The sequence below is a fragment of the Streptomyces sp. NPDC058279 genome (genome assembly GCF_042881255.1).
Taxonomy (GTDB): domain Bacteria; phylum Actinomycetota; class Actinomycetes; order Streptomycetales; family Streptomycetaceae; genus Streptomyces.
In genome coordinates this window covers 44,728-60,068 of the sequence record NZ_JBHVYA010000001.1, presented here as the reverse complement: position 1 = coordinate 60,068, position 15,341 = coordinate 44,728, and the positions used below count along the sequence as shown (strand labels likewise).

The following is a 15,341-nucleotide window of genomic DNA, read 5'->3' as shown; positions in this document are numbered from 1 at the left end:
CGATGTGGTGCGCATGGGCCGGGACGGCGACCGGTGGGGGGTGTCGCTGCCGCTCCCGAGCGCGCGGCGGCGGGCCGCCCGCGCGCGGGTGGACGAGGTGATCGAACTGGTCGGTGCGGCGGCGTACGCACACCGGCCCATCGGGCAGTGTTCGGGCGACGAGCAGCAGCGGCTGCTGATCGCCCAAGCGCTCGTCCGTCGACCGGAACTGCTCCTGCTGGAGGAGCCGTTGGACAGCCTCGACCTGCCCAACCAGAGCGCCGTCGCGGCACTGATCGGGCGCATCTGTCACCAGGAGGGCGTGTCGGTGGTCATGGTCGCCCACGACGTGAATCCGATCCTCCACCACCTGGACCGGGTGGTGTACCTGGCCGAGGGCGGGGCCGCCGCCGGCGCGCCGGGCGAGGTCATCACTTCTGAGACGCTGACCCGGCTGTACGGGACGCCGGTCGAGGTGCTGAGGGCCTCGGACGGGCGGCTGGTCGTGGTGGGTCAGCCGGAGGCACCAGCCGTCCACACCGACCGGCACGACACCACGGGGAGCGGTCATGCCGCCGGTTGAGACGGTGGCGCCGCCCGGGTCGTGGAACCTCCTGGCCGACTGCCGGCAGATGTGGTCGTACCCGTTGATGGTCAGCGCGTTTCGCGCGGGCGCGGTCGTGGCCGTGGTCTCCGCTCTTCCTGCTCGCCGCCTCTGCGCTGTCCCAGCCGTTCTTCCGGCACGCCGTCCTCGTCGGGACCGCCATCGCCGCCGCCTGCGGCCTGGTCGGCTACTTCCTCGTCCTGCGCGCCCAGGTCTTCACCGGCGACGCTCTCAGCCACGTCGCCTTCACCGGCGCGATGGCGGCCCTCGCCCTCGGCGCCGACCTTCGCCTGGGCCTGCTCGCCGCCACGGCCGCCATGGCGCTGCTCATCGGCACCCTCGGCCGTCGGGCGCGCCCCGACGACGTGGTCATCGGTAGCGTCTTCTCCTGGATCCTGGGCCTGGGCGCCTTCTTCACCACCGTCTATACGACGTCCCGCAGCACCACCAACGGAACCGGAGGCGTCAGCGTGTTGTTCGGCTCCATCTTCGGCATCCCCGCAGGCAGCGCCATCGTCGCGGCCCTGGTGGCCGTCGGCGTCGCCCTGCTGGTGGTCCTGATCGCCCGGCCACTGCTGTTCGCCACGCTCGACGAGGCCGTGGCCGCCGCCCGCGGGGTCCCGGTGCGCCCGCTCGGCTACGGCTTCCTCGTCCTGGCCGGGATCAGCGCCGCCGAGGCCACCCAGGCGGTCGGCTCCCTGCTCCTGCTCGGCCTGCTCGCGGCCCCCGCGGGAGTCGCGATCCGGCTCACCGACCGCCCTTTCCGGGCGCTTGCCCTGTCCGCCGGGTCGGGGGTCCTGGAGATGTGGGCGGGCTTGTTCGCCTCGTACGCGGTACCGAGGATGCCGCCGAGCTTCGCGATCACGGCGGTCGCCACGGCCGGCTACGCCGCGACGTTCCTGATACGACGGCCCGGCCCCGGTCGTCGTACGCAAACCGCCATCCCGACCGGCGCCTGAGCGAAGGCGCGCTGTCGGAACGGCCGACAGCACGTCCGCACGCCACGTCAGCACACCGTTTCTGACGCCACGTAGCTCAGCCCGCCGTCGACGGCTCACCGGTGGGTCTGCCCAGGAGCCGTAGGTACATCGTGCGCAGTCCGAGCGGGGCGGCGGCCGCGACACTCCCGGCGAACAGCCGAGTGGATTTTCGATGTGCAGATCTGGCGGGCCGACCGTGTGTCGGTCGGGACGGACGCATGCGGCACATGGTGCCTGGCTCGTGGCCGGACGACGGCTCGCAGACGAGCGGCCAGTCGGTCCTCCTGGCCCGACGCCAGCTATATTTCGACCGCCGAACGTCCGACATGTGGAGAAGGCGTGCACGAGATGGCTGAAGTTGCCGGGGCCGCTGCCCCACCCCACGGCGCCTCCATCCGCGAACCGGTCCCAGGCTGGGTGTACCTGTGGGCCATGGCGATGGCCGTGTGCGGTGTCGTGATCCTGGTCGGTGGTGGATGGCTGGACGCGGCGGCGGTGCAGGCCTGGCGGACCGTCTGTCTCGCCGTCACCGTTCAGGCGCTGCCGTTCCTGCTGCTCGGCACGGCGCTGTCGGGTGCCATCAACGCCTTCGTGCCCGAGCGCGTCTTCACCCGGATGCTGCCCAAGCGGCCGGCGCTCGCCGTCCCGGTCGCCGGCCTGGCCGGAGTGGTCCTGCCCGGCTGCGAATGTGCGTCGGTCCCGGTCGCCAACAGCCTGATCGGCCGAGGAGTCACCCCGGCCGCGGCCTTCGCCTTCCTGCTGTCCGCCCCCGCCATCAACCCCGTCGTACTGACCGCCACGGCCATCGCATTCCCCGGCAGTCCCGCGATGGTCCTGGCCCGGCTCCTCGCCTCGCTCGCCACCGCCGCGGTGATGGGCTGGCTCTGGCTCTGGCTGGGCCGCGAGGAGTGGCTGCGTCCTGTCGCGCGGTTCACCGGTCACCAGACGGGGCGCAGCCGCTGGAGTGAGTTCCGGCTCGGCTTCCAGCACGACTTCCTGCACGCCGGGGGATTCCTCGTCCTCGGAGCGATGGCGGCGGCCACCTTCAACGTGGCGGTTCCGCGTTCGGTGCTCGACGTGGTCTCCGGCTCGCCCTGGCTGTCCGTGCTCTTCCTGGCGGCCCTCGCCATCGTCCTCGCGGTGTGCTCCGAAGCCGACGCGTTCGTGGCGGCCTCACTCACCGGCTTCTCGCCCTTGGCGCGGCTGGCGTTCATGGTGGTCGGCCCGATGGTCGACCTGAAACTCATCGCCCTGCAGGCGGGCACGTTCGGCCGGGCCTTCGCGGTCCGCTTCTCCAGCGCCACGACAGTCGTGGCGGTGCTGTCCAGCGTCCTGATCGGAGGAGTGCTGCTGTGAAGCGGTCGGCACAGGTGTTCCTGCTCTTCCTCATCGGCTCCGGCCTGCTGCACGTCTCGCTGTTCACCGACCTGTGCCTGAGGTACGTCAAGCCGGGCATGCGGCCCGTGCTGATCGTCTCCGGCGTCGTGCTGCTGGTGCTGGTGACGGCGGACCTCTGGTTCCACCGCAGACCCGCCAACCCGCGGCGCGGGGCCGCAAAGACACACGAGCACGCGGCCGACGGCGACGACCCGAACGACATGGTCGAACCGGCGCACGCACACGGGCACGACCATTCCAGCGCCCCCCGGGTGGCCTGGCTGCTGTTCCTGCCCGCCCTGAGCCTGCTCGTGTACGCCCCGCCCGCCCTCGGCTCGTATACCGCCTCCCGCGACTCCGCCAAGGTCGTCACGGCGCAGCAGAGCTTCGAGGCGCTGCCCGCCACCTCACCGCTGCCGATGACCCTCACGCAGTTCACACGACGCGTGCAGCAGGACAGCAGCCAGGCCATCAAGGGACGGACGGTCCAGATGAGCGGGCTGGTCACGCTCGATCAGCGGCATGACGGCTGGTACCTCACCCGGATCATCATCTCGTGCTGCGCCGCGGACGCACAGTCCGTGAAGGTCCGCGTCCACGGCGCACCCTCCCTACCCGCCGACACCTGGGTCTCGGTCACCGGTACCTGGCACCCCGGCGGCACGCTCGGCACGCAGTCCGCCCCGGCCGAACTGGACGCCCTCACGGTCGAGGAGGTCGAGCGGCCGGTAAACGGGTACAGCGACAGTCTGCCGCTCGTCCCCTCGCGCTCCTAGCCGCCGGCCACCGCCTCGGCTCGGCGAGGCCACGCCTACGCGGGTGGTCGCGGATCGCGCGGGACGAGTAGGTCTCCTTGTCCGGCGGTGAGAACGAACGCCGGCGGCGCCGCACCACCCGCCGGCCCCCGTACACAAAAGGTCTGGAAACGGCGTTGCAGCGCCACGGGGAGCACCGGACAATTCCTACCGCCGCCCGCCACGCGAGCGGCCCGTCGCGAGTGACGTCGGATCAGCCCGCGTCGCCGTACGAGCCCGGGATCAGTGGGGCCATTCGTGTTGCGTATTCATTTCACCGCGGACGATCTCGCCCGGACACGAGTGGCCGCCACGATCGGGGCGGCGGCGGAGACCTATTACAGCCTGGAGATGCTGAGCCGACGCTCCCTCGCGGTGCCCTTCCGGCACTGGCGCACGAAGGTGACAGGCCGACTCCCGCAGGACGCCGAGCCGCTCACCGCACTCATGCCGGACCGCGGCCCCGGGCTGGACCTGCTGGCCTTGGCCGGGGACTCGCCCGACATCGACCAGGCCGTCGACACCCTGCTGCGGGCTCCACGCGCACGCGTACGCCGAGAGCTGGAGGCGGTGGCCTTCGACTCCGTCCACTCCTCCTGGGCACGGACTGTCGCCGAGGGGGACGGCGAAGCCCGCCGGCAACTGGCGACAGCCCTCGCCGCTTGCCACCGCGTGACCGTCGGGCCGTACTGGTCGGCCGCCCGGTCGCGCCTCGAAGCGGTACGCGCGCAGTACGCCCGTACTTTCCTGGAGACCGGCGTTGAGGGCCTGCTTGCCACGTTGTGCCCGCCGCTGGTGCGTTGGAGCGCGCCGGTGCTGGAGGTGCGCTACCCCCGGCCGGTCGATGTCCATCTGGGCGGCCGGGGTCTCGTCCTCGCGCCGACGGTCTTCTCCTGGCGCGAGCTCAGCTTGCTGTACGACCCGTACGACGAGGAGTCGGTGCCCCGGCTGACCGTGCCGGCGGTGACCGATACGGCGAACGGTTCTACCCTGTGGCACGACGGCACCGGCACGGACGCCGGCGAGGCCCTCGGTGCCCTGCTGGGCCGTACCCGGGCAGCCGCGCTGCGACTCCTCGTGGACGGCTGCGGTACCACCGAACTCGCCGGACGGCTCGGCATCACGCCGGCGGCGGCGAGTCAGCACACCAAGGCCCTGCGCGGCGCGGGCCTCATCACCACGAGTCGCAGGGGCGGTTCCGTGCTGCACGTGACGACGGCCCTCGGACGTGAGCTGATCGGCGGGATGCGAGAGCGGGCGAGAAAGGGCGGCCGCTCTTAAGCCGTGGCTTAAGAGCGTGGCCGGCGGAACCCGGTCGTCGGCAGGATTCGGGACGGCGCCGGCCCGCAGAGTCCTGCGGCACCACATCCGCCACGGGACCACATCCGCCAGGCACCGCACCCGCACATCACCACATCCGCAACAGAGGTGGGAGCACGCGCATGACAGCTGCAATGAGTTCACGGAGTATCAAGTCCCGCCCGCGCCGTGCGGCGGAGCGAGCCGCAGTCCTCGTGGGCGCCGCGGTGATCGCCTTCGCGACGGCTCAGGCACCCGCGTCGGCGAGTACCGCCCAGTGTGCCGACAACCGCCTGTGTGCCTGGTCCGATGCGGACTACGGCGGCATCTTCACCGCCTACACGGCCTCCGCGCCCGCTCTCGGCGGTGACAACGACCGGTTCGACTCCTTGTGGAACCGCAACAGCGTGTCCTGGTACGTCTACGTCGACGCGTACAACCGGGGCGCCAAGTACTGTGTCCGGCCGGGTTATTCGGTGTCGAAGCTGGGTGACTGGTTCGGCCTGCACGACCGGATCTCGGCGGTACAGAAGCTGGGCGGGGCGTCCTGCGGGACTACGACTCCGATCGGTTCCTACAAGGGCTCATAGGCGAAGCCGCCTCGCGACCGTGGCACGCCATCGCCGCCGACCAGGGCAAGCCGCCTCGCTCACAACCCCCCGGCTCCGTGGGCACCATCGTCGGCCACACCGGGGCACGACCCGCGCACAGGTGGCCTACGGCACCCGACCGCAGCGGGCAGCGTAGGAGTCCGTCCGGCCGCGTACGCTCGGACGCGTGCCCCGATCTTCGAAGAAGTCCCGTCGGCTCGTCGCGGACGGGCGTACCTACTTGTGGACGGTGCGCCACGGTCACTGCGTGCTGGAAGACGGCGGCTGCCGCAAGACTCTCACCCTGGTCTCTCGACCGTCGGGCAGCGGCGGTCTGCTGCGCTTCGTCTTCGATGAGGGCCCCGGTCGCTACGTCTCGGGTTTTACCACGGGGTCGGGAGAGGTGGGGGCCGTCGGCGTCGGCGCCCTGAACCTGCACGAGCCGGGCACCGTACGGTTCCTCCTCGATACGGCGCTGGCGCGCGGATGGGAACCGGGGGAGAGGCAGGAAGCGAAGGTCGATGGCTGGACCTTCCTCGAGGCGGCGGTCGCAGCTCGGGGCTGACGCCGCCATCGCGCGGCCATCGTCACCGTTCGGCGAAAGCAACGCTACGACGGGAGGGCCAACGGCACTGCTTGGGCGCGGAAGGTGCGGCGGTAGGTGTCGGGTGGGACCCCGACGCTGCGGTGGAAGTGGCGGCGCAGGGTGGTGGCAGTGCCCATACCGGTCGCCACGGCGATGGTGTCCACGGTGGCGTTGGTGGTCTCCAGCAGTTCCTGGGCATGGCGGATGCGCTGGGTGTGCAGCCACTGCAGCGGTGTGGTGCCGGTGAGGTGTTTGAAGTGCCGGGCGAGATGGCGTGAGCTCATGCGGGCCTGGCGGGCCAGGTCCTCGACGGTGAGCGGTTGGTCCAGCCGCTCCAACGCCCAAGGGAAGAGTTCACTCAGGGGGTGGTTGCCCGGGGTGGGGAGGGGGGTGGCTATGAACTGGGCTTGGCCGCCGTCGCGGTGGGGTGGAATGACCAGGCGTCGGGCGATCTTGTTGGCGTTGACCGAGCCGTGGTCGAGGCGGACCAGGTGCAGGCACAGGTCCATGGCGGCGGCCTTCCCGGCGGAGGTGAGGACGTCGCCGTTGTCGACGTAGAGGACGTCCGGATCGACGGTGGCCGCCGGGTTGCGACGCGCCAATTCCCGTGTGTGAGCCCAGTGCGTGGTGGCGCGCCTGCCGTCCAGCAGTCCTGCCGCGCCCAAGATGAAGGCGCCGGTGCACAGCGAGGCCACGCGGGCACCGGCCGCGTGCGCGGTGCGCACCGCCTCGACCAGTTCGGAGGGCGGTTCGCGATCCGTGTCGGCCCAGCCGGGGACGATCACCGTGTCCGCTCGCGCGAGGTGGGCGAGCCCGTGGTCGGGTTCAAGGCGGAAGCGGCCGACGTGCACCGGGCCGGTCCCGCAGAGGGAGAAGTCGTACCAGGGGTCCACGATGTGGGTCAGGTCGGACCCGAAGATCTCGAGCGCCACGGACAGTTCGTAGTGGAGCATGCCGTCGGTGACGGCCAGCGCGACAGTGGGCATGTCCGAAACTGTACGGGGCAGGTCGTTTCCGACGCTCGTGCGGGTACTGCCTCGAAGACAGGATGTGGGTGTCAGGCCGTAGCGGATCGACATCGCGGCGGACGTTCGTCGGATGCACGGGGGCGGCTCATGGGGTCAGGTCGGTTGGTGGCGTGTTCGGCGTGTTCGGCGCGTACGGTCACGCGGGGGCGGTTCGTGGTCGCAGAGCCGGCCAGGCGTGGGTGCGTCCCGGTGCCGTCCGGGCAGCTTCCCATGGAACTCCCGCAGTTGAGCGGGGACTCCACGATGGCGGACACGTCATCGCCGTTGCCCAGCACCTGTCCATCCCCGATGTGACGACCTCCATGACCACCGAGGCAGTCCGTGACGGCGCCGCCCACATCGCGGTCGACCTGGACCCGCAGAAGCAGATCGCCTGATCCGACCCATCCGCTCAGCCGTCGGAACGCTGCTGCCCTCGCTGTCGGCGCGCTGCTCGTGCCGCCCGTCCCCGCGGCGATTGCCGTCGGCCGGACGCCGGGGGGCCTCTACGGATGCCGCACGCTGCCCGCTTCTGCGCGGTGCTCGGTTCGTCTTCATGACGGGGTTGGTCTGCCTGCTACGCGCCAATGCACCGTCGCGGCCCCTGGCTCCAGCCCACCGAACTCGGCTATACGAACGTATTGAACAATTGAGTTATACGCTTGTATAGTCGATCTCGGTAAGAACACCCCCTGCCCGCACCGCACCTCGAACCAAGGGAGCATCACCGCGATGACCACCCAGCCCACCCGTGCCACCATGACCTTCGACGGTCGCGCCCTGTCCTACCTGGACTACGGCGGCGCCGGTCGCCCCCTCGTGGCACTGCACGGCCACCTCTCCGAAGGTGCCTCCTTCGCCGCCCTGGCCTCCGCCCTCGGCCCGGAGTGGCGGGTGATCGCCCCCGACCAACGCGGCCACGGCGACTCCGACCGGGCCCCCGATTACACGCGCACCGGCTACCTCGCCGACCTCCTTGCCCTCCTGGACCACCTCGACATCGACCGGGCGGCCTTCCTCGGCCACTCCCTCGGCGCGATCAACGCCTACCACCTGGCCGCCGAACGCCCGGAACTGGTCGAGGCCCTGATCAACGTCGACACCGCCGTCGACCTCCCCGACCACGGAACCAGCCCCCTCGCCTTCGTACTCGACTTCCCCTACACCGCTGCCACCCGCGAGGAACTGGCCGCCGCCTGCGGACCCCTCGCCGCCGTTCTCGGCCCCGTCCTGCGCCCGCTGCCCGGCGGCGCCGGTTGGCGGCTGCCTTTCCACCCGCAGGACACCGTCGACTCCGAGAACCTCGTCCACGGCGACCACTGGAAACAGTGGCTCGCCACCGACTGCCCCGCGCTCCTGATCCACGGGCTGCGCAGCCAGGTCCTGCCCGCCGAACAGGCCCAGGCCATGTGCTCCACACGCCCCGGCACGGTCTACCGACCGCTGGACACCGACCACTTCGTCCAGCAGACCGACCCCGAGGGCTTCGCCACCGCGGTCCGGGAGTTCCTCGCGGGCATCTGACCCACCCTCATGACCGGTCCGCCGGCCCCGGCCGCCGAGGCTACGTGGACGAGTCGGAAGAACCTACCCAATCCCTGCGTCATCGTCGTCCCGCACATCCCGGCCAACCCGCCTCCGCCGGCGGTGGTCCCTGCGGCCCGGGAGCCGCCTCAACCATGACCTCGCAGGTAATGGCCCGGCGTGTGGCGCCGGGCGAGGATGGTGCCGCACCCCCAAGCCGCGTCACGAAAGGACCCCCCTCATGCCGTACTTCGAGTCCACGACCGATCACACCCGCCTGCACTTCGTCGACTACGGCCCGGCGAGCGGCCCCGTCATCGTCTTCGTCAACAGCTCCTACTTCAGCACCGAGATGTGGGAGTACCAGATGCTGCCGCTGGCGGCCGAGGGGTTCCGGTGCGTGGGGTTCGACCGCAGGGGACACGGCAGGTCCGAGGACGTCTGGGGCGGCTTCGACCTCGATACGCTGGCCGGGGATCTGGGTGCCCTGCTCGACCACCTGGACCTGCTCGACGTCACGCTGGTCGGACACTCTCTCGGCACCGCCGAGGTCGTCCGCCACCTGACTCTCGGCGGTGGTGAGCGGGTGGCCCGGGTCGTTCTCGTCAGCGGAGTGGTGCCTGGGCCGGCCCGGTCTTCGGATCACGCCGAGGGACTGGACCCAGAGCTCATCCGCGCGTTCAACGAGACCTTCCGGCAGGATCGGGCGAAGTTCTTCGCCGACGGGGCGGACGCCTTCTTCGCCCGCCATCTTCCGGGCCCCGCAGTGTCCGACGCGTACGTGGCGCACATGGTGAACCTCTGCCACGGAGCGTCGGCACGGGCCGGGACGGCCCTCAACGACCTTCTGCCCTCACTGAATCTCGTTCCGGAGCTGACCAAGATCGACCGCCCGGTTCTCGTCGTACACGGGTCCGCCGACGCCTCCGCCCCGCTCGACCTCACGGGCCGCCGTACAGCCGCCCTGATCCCGGGCGCGACACTCCACATGTACGAGAACGCGGGCCACGGGCTGTTCGCGACCCACGCGGACCGCCTGAACGACGACCTGCGCGCCTTCGCCCGTACCTGAGCAGGATTTCCTGAGCACGATGTTCGGAGCAGCGGAACCGTTCACCTATCGCGCCCGCCGACACGCGGGCGCGAACCCTGAGCCGGCAGAGGCCCGTTCACCGCACCCTACAAGTTGCTCGCCCATCGCATACCGGGCGACCGCGGCTTGGCGGCAATCCTGGCGTCTTTCATGACCACCCTGGAAGACCATGGTGCGCAGTGCGCGACCGAAGACCTGAGCCGGCTCGGCACGGTCGCCGTGGACCTTGCGACAGCCAGTTTCAATAATGGGAGGGGGCAGTCGTGCACTCACTTGACCGGGCACTCGCACTGGGCGCCGGAGGACTCGTCGGCACGGCCTGGATGGCTGGGCTTGCCGGCGGACTGCGCCGCCGCGGGGTGAATCTCGGCGAGGCCGATCTGATCGTCGGCACCTCAGCAGGCGCGATCCTCGCCGCACTGCTGGCCACCGGCCAAGACCCCAGCCGGCTCGCCACCCCCGTACGTCCTGCCGACTCCGACAGCGCCCCGCCCCAAGTGGACGGGCGCCGGCTGGGCGAGGTGTTTGGCATACTCGGCAATGCCGCCTCGAACCCGGCCGAAGCGTGGCATCGAGTGGGCCGGCTCGCGCTCGCCGCCGAGACCGGCCCCGAGCAGGCACATGTCGCCCGGATGTGCGCCATGACCCGCGCAAGCCAGTGGCCGGACCGGAAACTGCTCATCACCGCTATGGACGCCGGGACCGGCAAACCGGAAGTTCTCGACCATGCCAGTGGCGCACCACTACCCTCAGCCGTGGCGGCAAGCACGGCCTTTCCGGGCATCTACCCACCGATCACCATCAACGGCCGTCGATACATGGACGGCTCCCTGCGATCGGCGACCAACGCAGACCTCGCAGCCGGAGCCCGTACGCTCGTCGTGATCGACCCACAGGCGCACCTGTTCCCCCGCGAACTGCTCCACCAGGAGCTCGCGGTCGCCGGCGCCCACACAGTAGTGACCATCGAACCCGACCCGGACTCAATACGCGCATTCGGCTCGGACCTCAACGACCGCACGGCCTGGGAACCGGCCTACCAAGCGGGTCTTCACCAAGCCGCCGACGCCGCAGAGCAACTCCGCCTCGCGTGGAAAGCCGGATCCGACACGGACTGAACGCGGCCCGATCTCCGAAGTGACGCTGCGACTCGTCGGCCCCCCTCAGCCCCCGGTCCTACCGGCAACCACACGAACCGGCGTGGTCGGCGGCGTCGTTCGTGCGAGAGGCGGTCGGTGCCGATCTACGATGCGGTGGAGTGGCAGTGGCTCGCCGACGGCCGTGAAGTGCCCCGTCGTCTCGGCTTGTCTTGGAGCGGTGTGCGGCCGACGTTGGAGGGCGGTGGTCTGTTCCGCCGTGCGTGCAGGCGGCCCCTCGCGGACTGCTGCGCGATCGTCGGATCCCGCGAGCGCCCGCGCCGTGAGGGCTGGTCCCGGTAAACCCCTCCTGAGAGTTCGTGGAAGGGCCCCGCAGGCGGAACCTGCACTCTGTGTGCGAGGTCGAATCGGCGCATGGCCGTGGACACCGGGACGTGGGGGTCCGCCCCGCCCCCGGCCTTGGCGCATGGGCCCACTTGCCGGAGCGGCGAAGTACACCACTGCGGAATAAAATGGGCTCAAGGTGGACGAGGTATGTCCGGCGGCTTCGAGGTCCTCTACGGGCCGGCCGTCCGACCGGCCCGGGAGGCGTGATGACCGTATCCCCCGACGCGACACCGCCGCACACGCAGAACGACCCCGAGGACTTCCTCGAACAGGTCGGAAGCTCATGGCACTGGGCGCTCGGCTTCGCCCTCGCGAACCTGGTCCCGGGCATTCTGGTGTTGGTCTGGCCCGATGAGACGCTGCACATCCTGGCCGTGATCATCGGTCTGCAGCTCTTGGTGGCGGGTGGCTTCCGTTTCGTCACGGCCTTCTCGCACAGCAGCGATCGGGGCGGCAGCCGACTGGCGGCCATACTGATCGCCATGCTGGCGTTCCTGGCGGGCGTCCTGGTGCTGCGGCATCCGATGCAGACCATCGCCGCGCTGTCCTTGATCGTCGGAATGTTCTGGTTGCTGACCGGAGTGCTCACGGCGTACGTCGCGATCGCCAACCGCGCGTTCGTGCATCGCGGCCTGCTCTTCGGCCTGGGCGCCCTCGGCGCCGTCGCCGGAATCGTGGTGCTCTGCTTCCCGGTGGACTCGGCGGTCGCCCTGACGCGGCTGTTGGGCCTGTGGCTCGTCCTGCTCGGCGTGTTCGAAGTGGTGCTGGCCTTCGCATTGCGCTCCGCTACCCGCCGGAATCACGCCCCCGTCCCAGGGGTGAGCGCCGGGCATTGACGGTCTGTGGAGAACGCTCTACGAGACCGCCTCTCGGACGAGGTGCACGCGGAGGCCGCTGGATCAGGTTGCCGACGGCTATTGCGCCATGGACGAGCTCCGCGCCATCACGGCACCGTCAAAAGGCGGCCCTGCCGCAGCGCCCGGATCGGCGGTGCCTTTCACCCTTGAGCAGGCGACCACGAACGAAGGGAGGCGTCCCCGTGCGAGGAGTCACGCAGGCTCACGGCGCTACCGGCCCCGGCCCCGGCGAGCAGAACACGACGACCGTCCGAGCGCCTGACGGCGTTGCCGGGCCGCGAGCCGCGGCACGGACCGCGCCGATGTCTGTCTCCGGGCGCCAAGCTCCGACGGTGCGGGCCTCAGGGGCGGTGCGCTCGTGAGTCGGATCCTGGTCACCGGTTCCACGGACGGTCTCGGACGTGCCGCCGCGGATAAGCTGCTGTCCCAGGGCCATGACATCGTCGTGCACGCCCGCGACCAAGAACGTGCAGCGGGCCTGGCAGCACTGGTGACGCGCGGGGCGCACCTCGTCACAGGGGACTTCACGGAGCGGGATGCCGTTCAGCGCATCGCCGCCGAGCTGAACGCCACCAGCCCGTTGGACGCGGTCATCCACAACGCCGGCGTGTGGAGCGGGCCGGCGGTCATGCCGGTCAATATCGTCGCCCCGTACCTGCTCACTTCCCTGCTGCGCGGACCGCGACGGCTGGTCTACTTGAGCAGTGGCTCGCACTTCGGTGGACACCCCCGGCTCGACGGAGTCGACTGGCGGGGCGACAGCGCGGGCTCGTACTCCGACAGCAAGCTGTACGTCACGGCGCTCGCGGCCGCCGTGGCACGCCTGCGCCCCGGTGTGCTCAGCAACGCGGTCGATCCGGGCTGGGTGCCCACCAAAATGGGCGGTCCGGCCGCACCGGACGACTTGGAGCTCGGGCATCGCACACAGGAGTGGCTCGTCTCCAGCGATGAACCCCAGGCCCTCACCACCGGCGGGTACTGGTATCACGGCGAGCGCATGCAGCCGCACCGGGCAGTGCACGACGAAGCGTTCCAGGACCGCCTCCTGCAAACGTTGGCCGAAGAAACGGGCATCGACCTGTGAAGCCGGACGCCGACCGGTCATCCCGTCCGCGATCCGTGTGCAGGGGTGACGGCACGAGGGGCACAGGTGCGAGCCGCAGACGCAGGCCGCCGACAGGCGGATGATCGGATCGGTCGGAGCGATGATCTTCGGTGCTTCGATGTGGCCCCGACCGCCCAGGCATACCTCAACCTGTACGCGCGCAGCGCGGCCTTGCCGACGGACAGCGACGTGTACTGCGGACAGGGAACAGCGCGAGGCCGCGGCCGGTGAACAGCAGGCTCCCGCAGCTGGGGCAGGAAGGCGTCGGCCGCAACCCTGGCGCCGAGGACTTCGGCACTCACGCCGTCCGGCGTGCGACCAACGGCACAAGGCGCGGAGCACCACCCGGGTTCGGCGGATGGACTCCACCTGGGAGACCTTCGGGACTCGGGGAACGACGTCAGCGCAGTTGCTCGGCCAGTCCGATGATGATGCCCTCCGGGCCGCGGATGTAGCAGAGCCGGTAGCTGTCCTCGAATCGGGCGATCTCGCCGAGGAGTTCGGCGCCGTGAGGGCGTAGGCGGGCAACCGTGTCCTCGATGTCGTCAACGGCGAACATGACGCGGTGCGTGCCCGGAATGTTGTGCGGCCGGTTGCGCGGCCCGGCACTGATCACCGCGGGGCTGTGGTATTTCGCCAGCTCGAGCCGGCTGTGACCGTCCGGGGTGCGGACCATCGCGATGTCACAGCGGACGCCGTCGAGGCCGGTGCACTGGTCGGCGAAGACACCCGCAACCTCCGCCCGGCCCTCCAGCTCCATGCCGAGCTCCAAGAAAAACGCGATGGCGGCATCCATGTCCTCGACGACGATGCCGACGTTGTCCATCCGCTGAATCGCCATGCCGGTTTCTCCTTCATCCTCGTGCGGCCGGTGGTGGTCGCTGATGTCCCCGGGAGGGAGCCGGTGGCACGCTCTCGACACGCAGACCGCCGAACTTCGAAAAAAGTGCGGAGCGCGCCTCAGCACCGCTACAGCAGACCCGCGAGCCAGGCGCCACCACCGAGGGTAAGTGTGGCGCAGGTGGGCACTCCCATGAAGACGATCAGCCGCCGACGTCGCCGCTTTTCAATGCGTCCATCGCGCACGCCTTGTCTCCTCCCGCCCGAACTGCTCCCGGGTGAGGCGCTTGTCGACAGGAGCCGATACGGATCTTTGCGTGCCCTGGCGACCCGCCCGCGGGCACCGGCTGGGGTTCCAGTAGCGTCCGTTGCGTGACCGACCTCGATGCCCTCGTCCGCCTTTGCCCGCCGCCCGCCGATCCGCCGCCCGCGGTGGACTGGGCGCAGATCGAGCGTGCCGTGGGTGTAGCTCTGCCCGCCGATTACAAGCGGCTGGTCGAGACGTACGGCGGCGGCGTCTTCGACGAGACGATCCGGCTGCTCGTCCCCGACTCCGCCGACGACGACTGCAACCTGCACGCGCAGACGATGGAACGGGACGAGATCCTGGCCGGCCTTTGGGAGTTCGAGGCGAAGCCCGCCGGCCTGATGGAGGCAGGGGCGCGGGTCCTGCCGTGGGCATTCGAGGAGGGGACGGGGGCCTTCCTGTACTGGCTGGCGCGGCCCGGTCGGCATCCCGATGAGTGGACCGTGCTCTACAACGAGGGGCGGGGCCCGCTATGGGAGCACCACGACATGGGGTGCTTGGAGTTCCTGCTGGCGGTACTCGCCGGAACGGCGGAGACGGACTACTTCGGCCACCTCTACGACGTACTGAAGCCAACGGAGCACCGCTTCGCGACGGCCGACCAGACACGTGGAGCGTCCCGGCACTGACATCGTCCGGCGGCTCTCGACGCTTCGGTTCGCCGCCGGCGCACTTGCCTGAGCGCCGTACTCGGCCGACTGGAAGTGGAGACCGCATCGATGCGGCTCAGGCCCGGGCGAACGGCTACCACATCAATGACATGGGACGCATCCATGCCTCCATGTGCGAGGCGTACGAAGCGTCACTGCGATCGCCAGGATGAGCCGTTGCGGCCACCGCGCATGGCTGTGCATCCCCGATGGTCGGACGGGGCCGATAGCTGAGGCCAGTGAGGATTTCTACGAGGTGATCTCG

At 70.1% G+C, this 15,341-nt stretch carries 16 protein-coding genes; 13 read left to right on the top strand and 3 right to left on the bottom strand.

All coding sequences use genetic code 11. The features are described 5' to 3' along the window. Nucleotides 1-13 precede the first annotated feature (13 nt). On the top strand, nucleotides 14-562 hold the full coding sequence (locus ACFVXJ_RS00335) for an ATP-binding cassette domain-containing protein (RefSeq protein ID WP_389656193.1): 549 nt from the start codon (nucleotides 14-16) through the stop codon (nucleotides 560-562). A gap of 71 nt (nucleotides 563-633) precedes the next feature. Here ACFVXJ_RS00335 and ACFVXJ_RS00330 read toward each other — a convergent pair whose 3' ends face one another. Further along, complete coding sequence (locus ACFVXJ_RS00330) at nucleotides 634-822, bottom strand: hypothetical protein (protein ID WP_389656190.1); 189 nt, start codon at nucleotides 820-822, stop codon at nucleotides 634-636. On the opposite strand from ACFVXJ_RS00330, the gene ACFVXJ_RS00325 reads away from it, so the two are divergent. From ACFVXJ_RS00325 to ACFVXJ_RS00300, 6 genes are all read left to right on the top strand, one after another. Then, on the top strand, nucleotides 745-1,542 hold the full coding sequence (locus tag ACFVXJ_RS00325) for a metal ABC transporter permease (protein WP_389658520.1): 798 nt from the start codon (nucleotides 745-747) through the stop codon (nucleotides 1,540-1,542). The two genes, ACFVXJ_RS00330 and ACFVXJ_RS00325, sit on opposite strands and share 78 nt — an antisense overlap. Before the next feature lie 369 nt (nucleotides 1,543-1,911). Then, nucleotides 1,912-2,919, top strand: coding sequence for a permease (locus ACFVXJ_RS00320; protein ID WP_389656187.1), 1,008 nt, complete (start codon nucleotides 1,912-1,914; stop codon nucleotides 2,917-2,919). After that, complete coding sequence (locus ACFVXJ_RS00315; RefSeq protein WP_389656184.1) at nucleotides 2,916-3,716, top strand: TIGR03943 family putative permease subunit; 801 nt, start codon at nucleotides 2,916-2,918, stop codon at nucleotides 3,714-3,716. The genes ACFVXJ_RS00320 and ACFVXJ_RS00315 overlap by 4 nt, the downstream gene beginning before the upstream one ends. Nucleotides 3,717-3,992: 276 nt before the next feature. Beyond that, nucleotides 3,993-5,015: an ArsR/SmtB family transcription factor gene (locus ACFVXJ_RS00310; protein WP_389656181.1), complete on the top strand. Its 1,023-nt coding sequence runs from the start codon at nucleotides 3,993-3,995 to the stop codon at nucleotides 5,013-5,015. A 173-nt stretch (nucleotides 5,016-5,188) separates the two neighbouring features. Then, nucleotides 5,189-5,623 carry a peptidase inhibitor family I36 protein gene (locus ACFVXJ_RS00305; RefSeq protein WP_389656178.1) on the top strand — a complete coding sequence of 145 codons (435 nt, stop codon included), beginning with the start codon at nucleotides 5,189-5,191 and terminating at the stop codon, nucleotides 5,621-5,623. A gap of 187 nt (nucleotides 5,624-5,810) precedes the next feature. Continuing rightward, nucleotides 5,811-6,188: a hypothetical protein gene (locus ACFVXJ_RS00300; protein ID WP_389656175.1), complete on the top strand. Its 378-nt coding sequence runs from the start codon at nucleotides 5,811-5,813 to the stop codon at nucleotides 6,186-6,188. 44 nt (nucleotides 6,189-6,232) lie between these two features. Here the strand turns inward: ACFVXJ_RS00300 and ACFVXJ_RS00295 are convergent, their stop codons facing one another. Further along, nucleotides 6,233-7,195, bottom strand: coding sequence for a helix-turn-helix domain-containing protein (locus ACFVXJ_RS00295; protein ID WP_389656173.1), 963 nt, complete (start codon nucleotides 7,193-7,195; stop codon nucleotides 6,233-6,235). A 753-nt stretch (nucleotides 7,196-7,948) separates the two neighbouring features. Here ACFVXJ_RS00295 and ACFVXJ_RS00290 point away from each other — a divergent pair. The 5 genes from ACFVXJ_RS00290 to ACFVXJ_RS00270 all read left to right on the top strand — a co-directional run bounded on the left by ACFVXJ_RS00290 (nucleotide 7,949) and on the right by ACFVXJ_RS00270 (nucleotide 13,258). Continuing rightward, nucleotides 7,949-8,740, top strand: coding sequence for an alpha/beta fold hydrolase (locus ACFVXJ_RS00290; protein WP_389656170.1), 792 nt, complete (start codon nucleotides 7,949-7,951; stop codon nucleotides 8,738-8,740). A gap of 241 nt (nucleotides 8,741-8,981) precedes the next feature. Continuing rightward, a complete protein-coding gene (locus ACFVXJ_RS00285; RefSeq protein WP_389656167.1) occupies nucleotides 8,982-9,812 on the top strand; it encodes an alpha/beta fold hydrolase in 831 nt (276 codons plus the stop codon). A 284-nt stretch (nucleotides 9,813-10,096) separates the two neighbouring features. Beyond that, nucleotides 10,097-10,951 (top strand): patatin-like phospholipase family protein, encoded by an 855-nt coding sequence (locus ACFVXJ_RS00280; RefSeq protein WP_389656164.1) that lies wholly within the window; start codon nucleotides 10,097-10,099, stop codon nucleotides 10,949-10,951. A 572-nt stretch (nucleotides 10,952-11,523) separates the two neighbouring features. Beyond that, nucleotides 11,524-12,153, top strand: a complete 630-nt coding sequence (locus tag ACFVXJ_RS00275) for an HdeD family acid-resistance protein (protein ID WP_389656161.1) — start codon at nucleotides 11,524-11,526, stop codon at nucleotides 12,151-12,153. Nucleotides 12,154-12,532: 379 nt separating this feature from the next. Further along, nucleotides 12,533-13,258: an SDR family NAD(P)-dependent oxidoreductase gene (locus ACFVXJ_RS00270; RefSeq protein WP_389656158.1), complete on the top strand. Its 726-nt coding sequence runs from the start codon at nucleotides 12,533-12,535 to the stop codon at nucleotides 13,256-13,258. Between the two features lie 421 nt (nucleotides 13,259-13,679). Here the strand turns inward: ACFVXJ_RS00270 and ACFVXJ_RS00265 are convergent, their stop codons facing one another. Further along, nucleotides 13,680-14,120 (bottom strand): VOC family protein, encoded by a 441-nt coding sequence (locus tag ACFVXJ_RS00265; protein ID WP_389656155.1) that lies wholly within the window; start codon nucleotides 14,118-14,120, stop codon nucleotides 13,680-13,682. 371 nt (nucleotides 14,121-14,491) lie between these two features. Here ACFVXJ_RS00265 and ACFVXJ_RS00260 point away from each other — a divergent pair, with 371 nt between their 5' ends. Then, complete coding sequence (locus ACFVXJ_RS00260) at nucleotides 14,492-15,055, top strand: SMI1/KNR4 family protein (protein ID WP_389656152.1); 564 nt, start codon at nucleotides 14,492-14,494, stop codon at nucleotides 15,053-15,055. The last annotated feature ends 286 nt before the right edge of the window (nucleotides 15,056-15,341 follow it).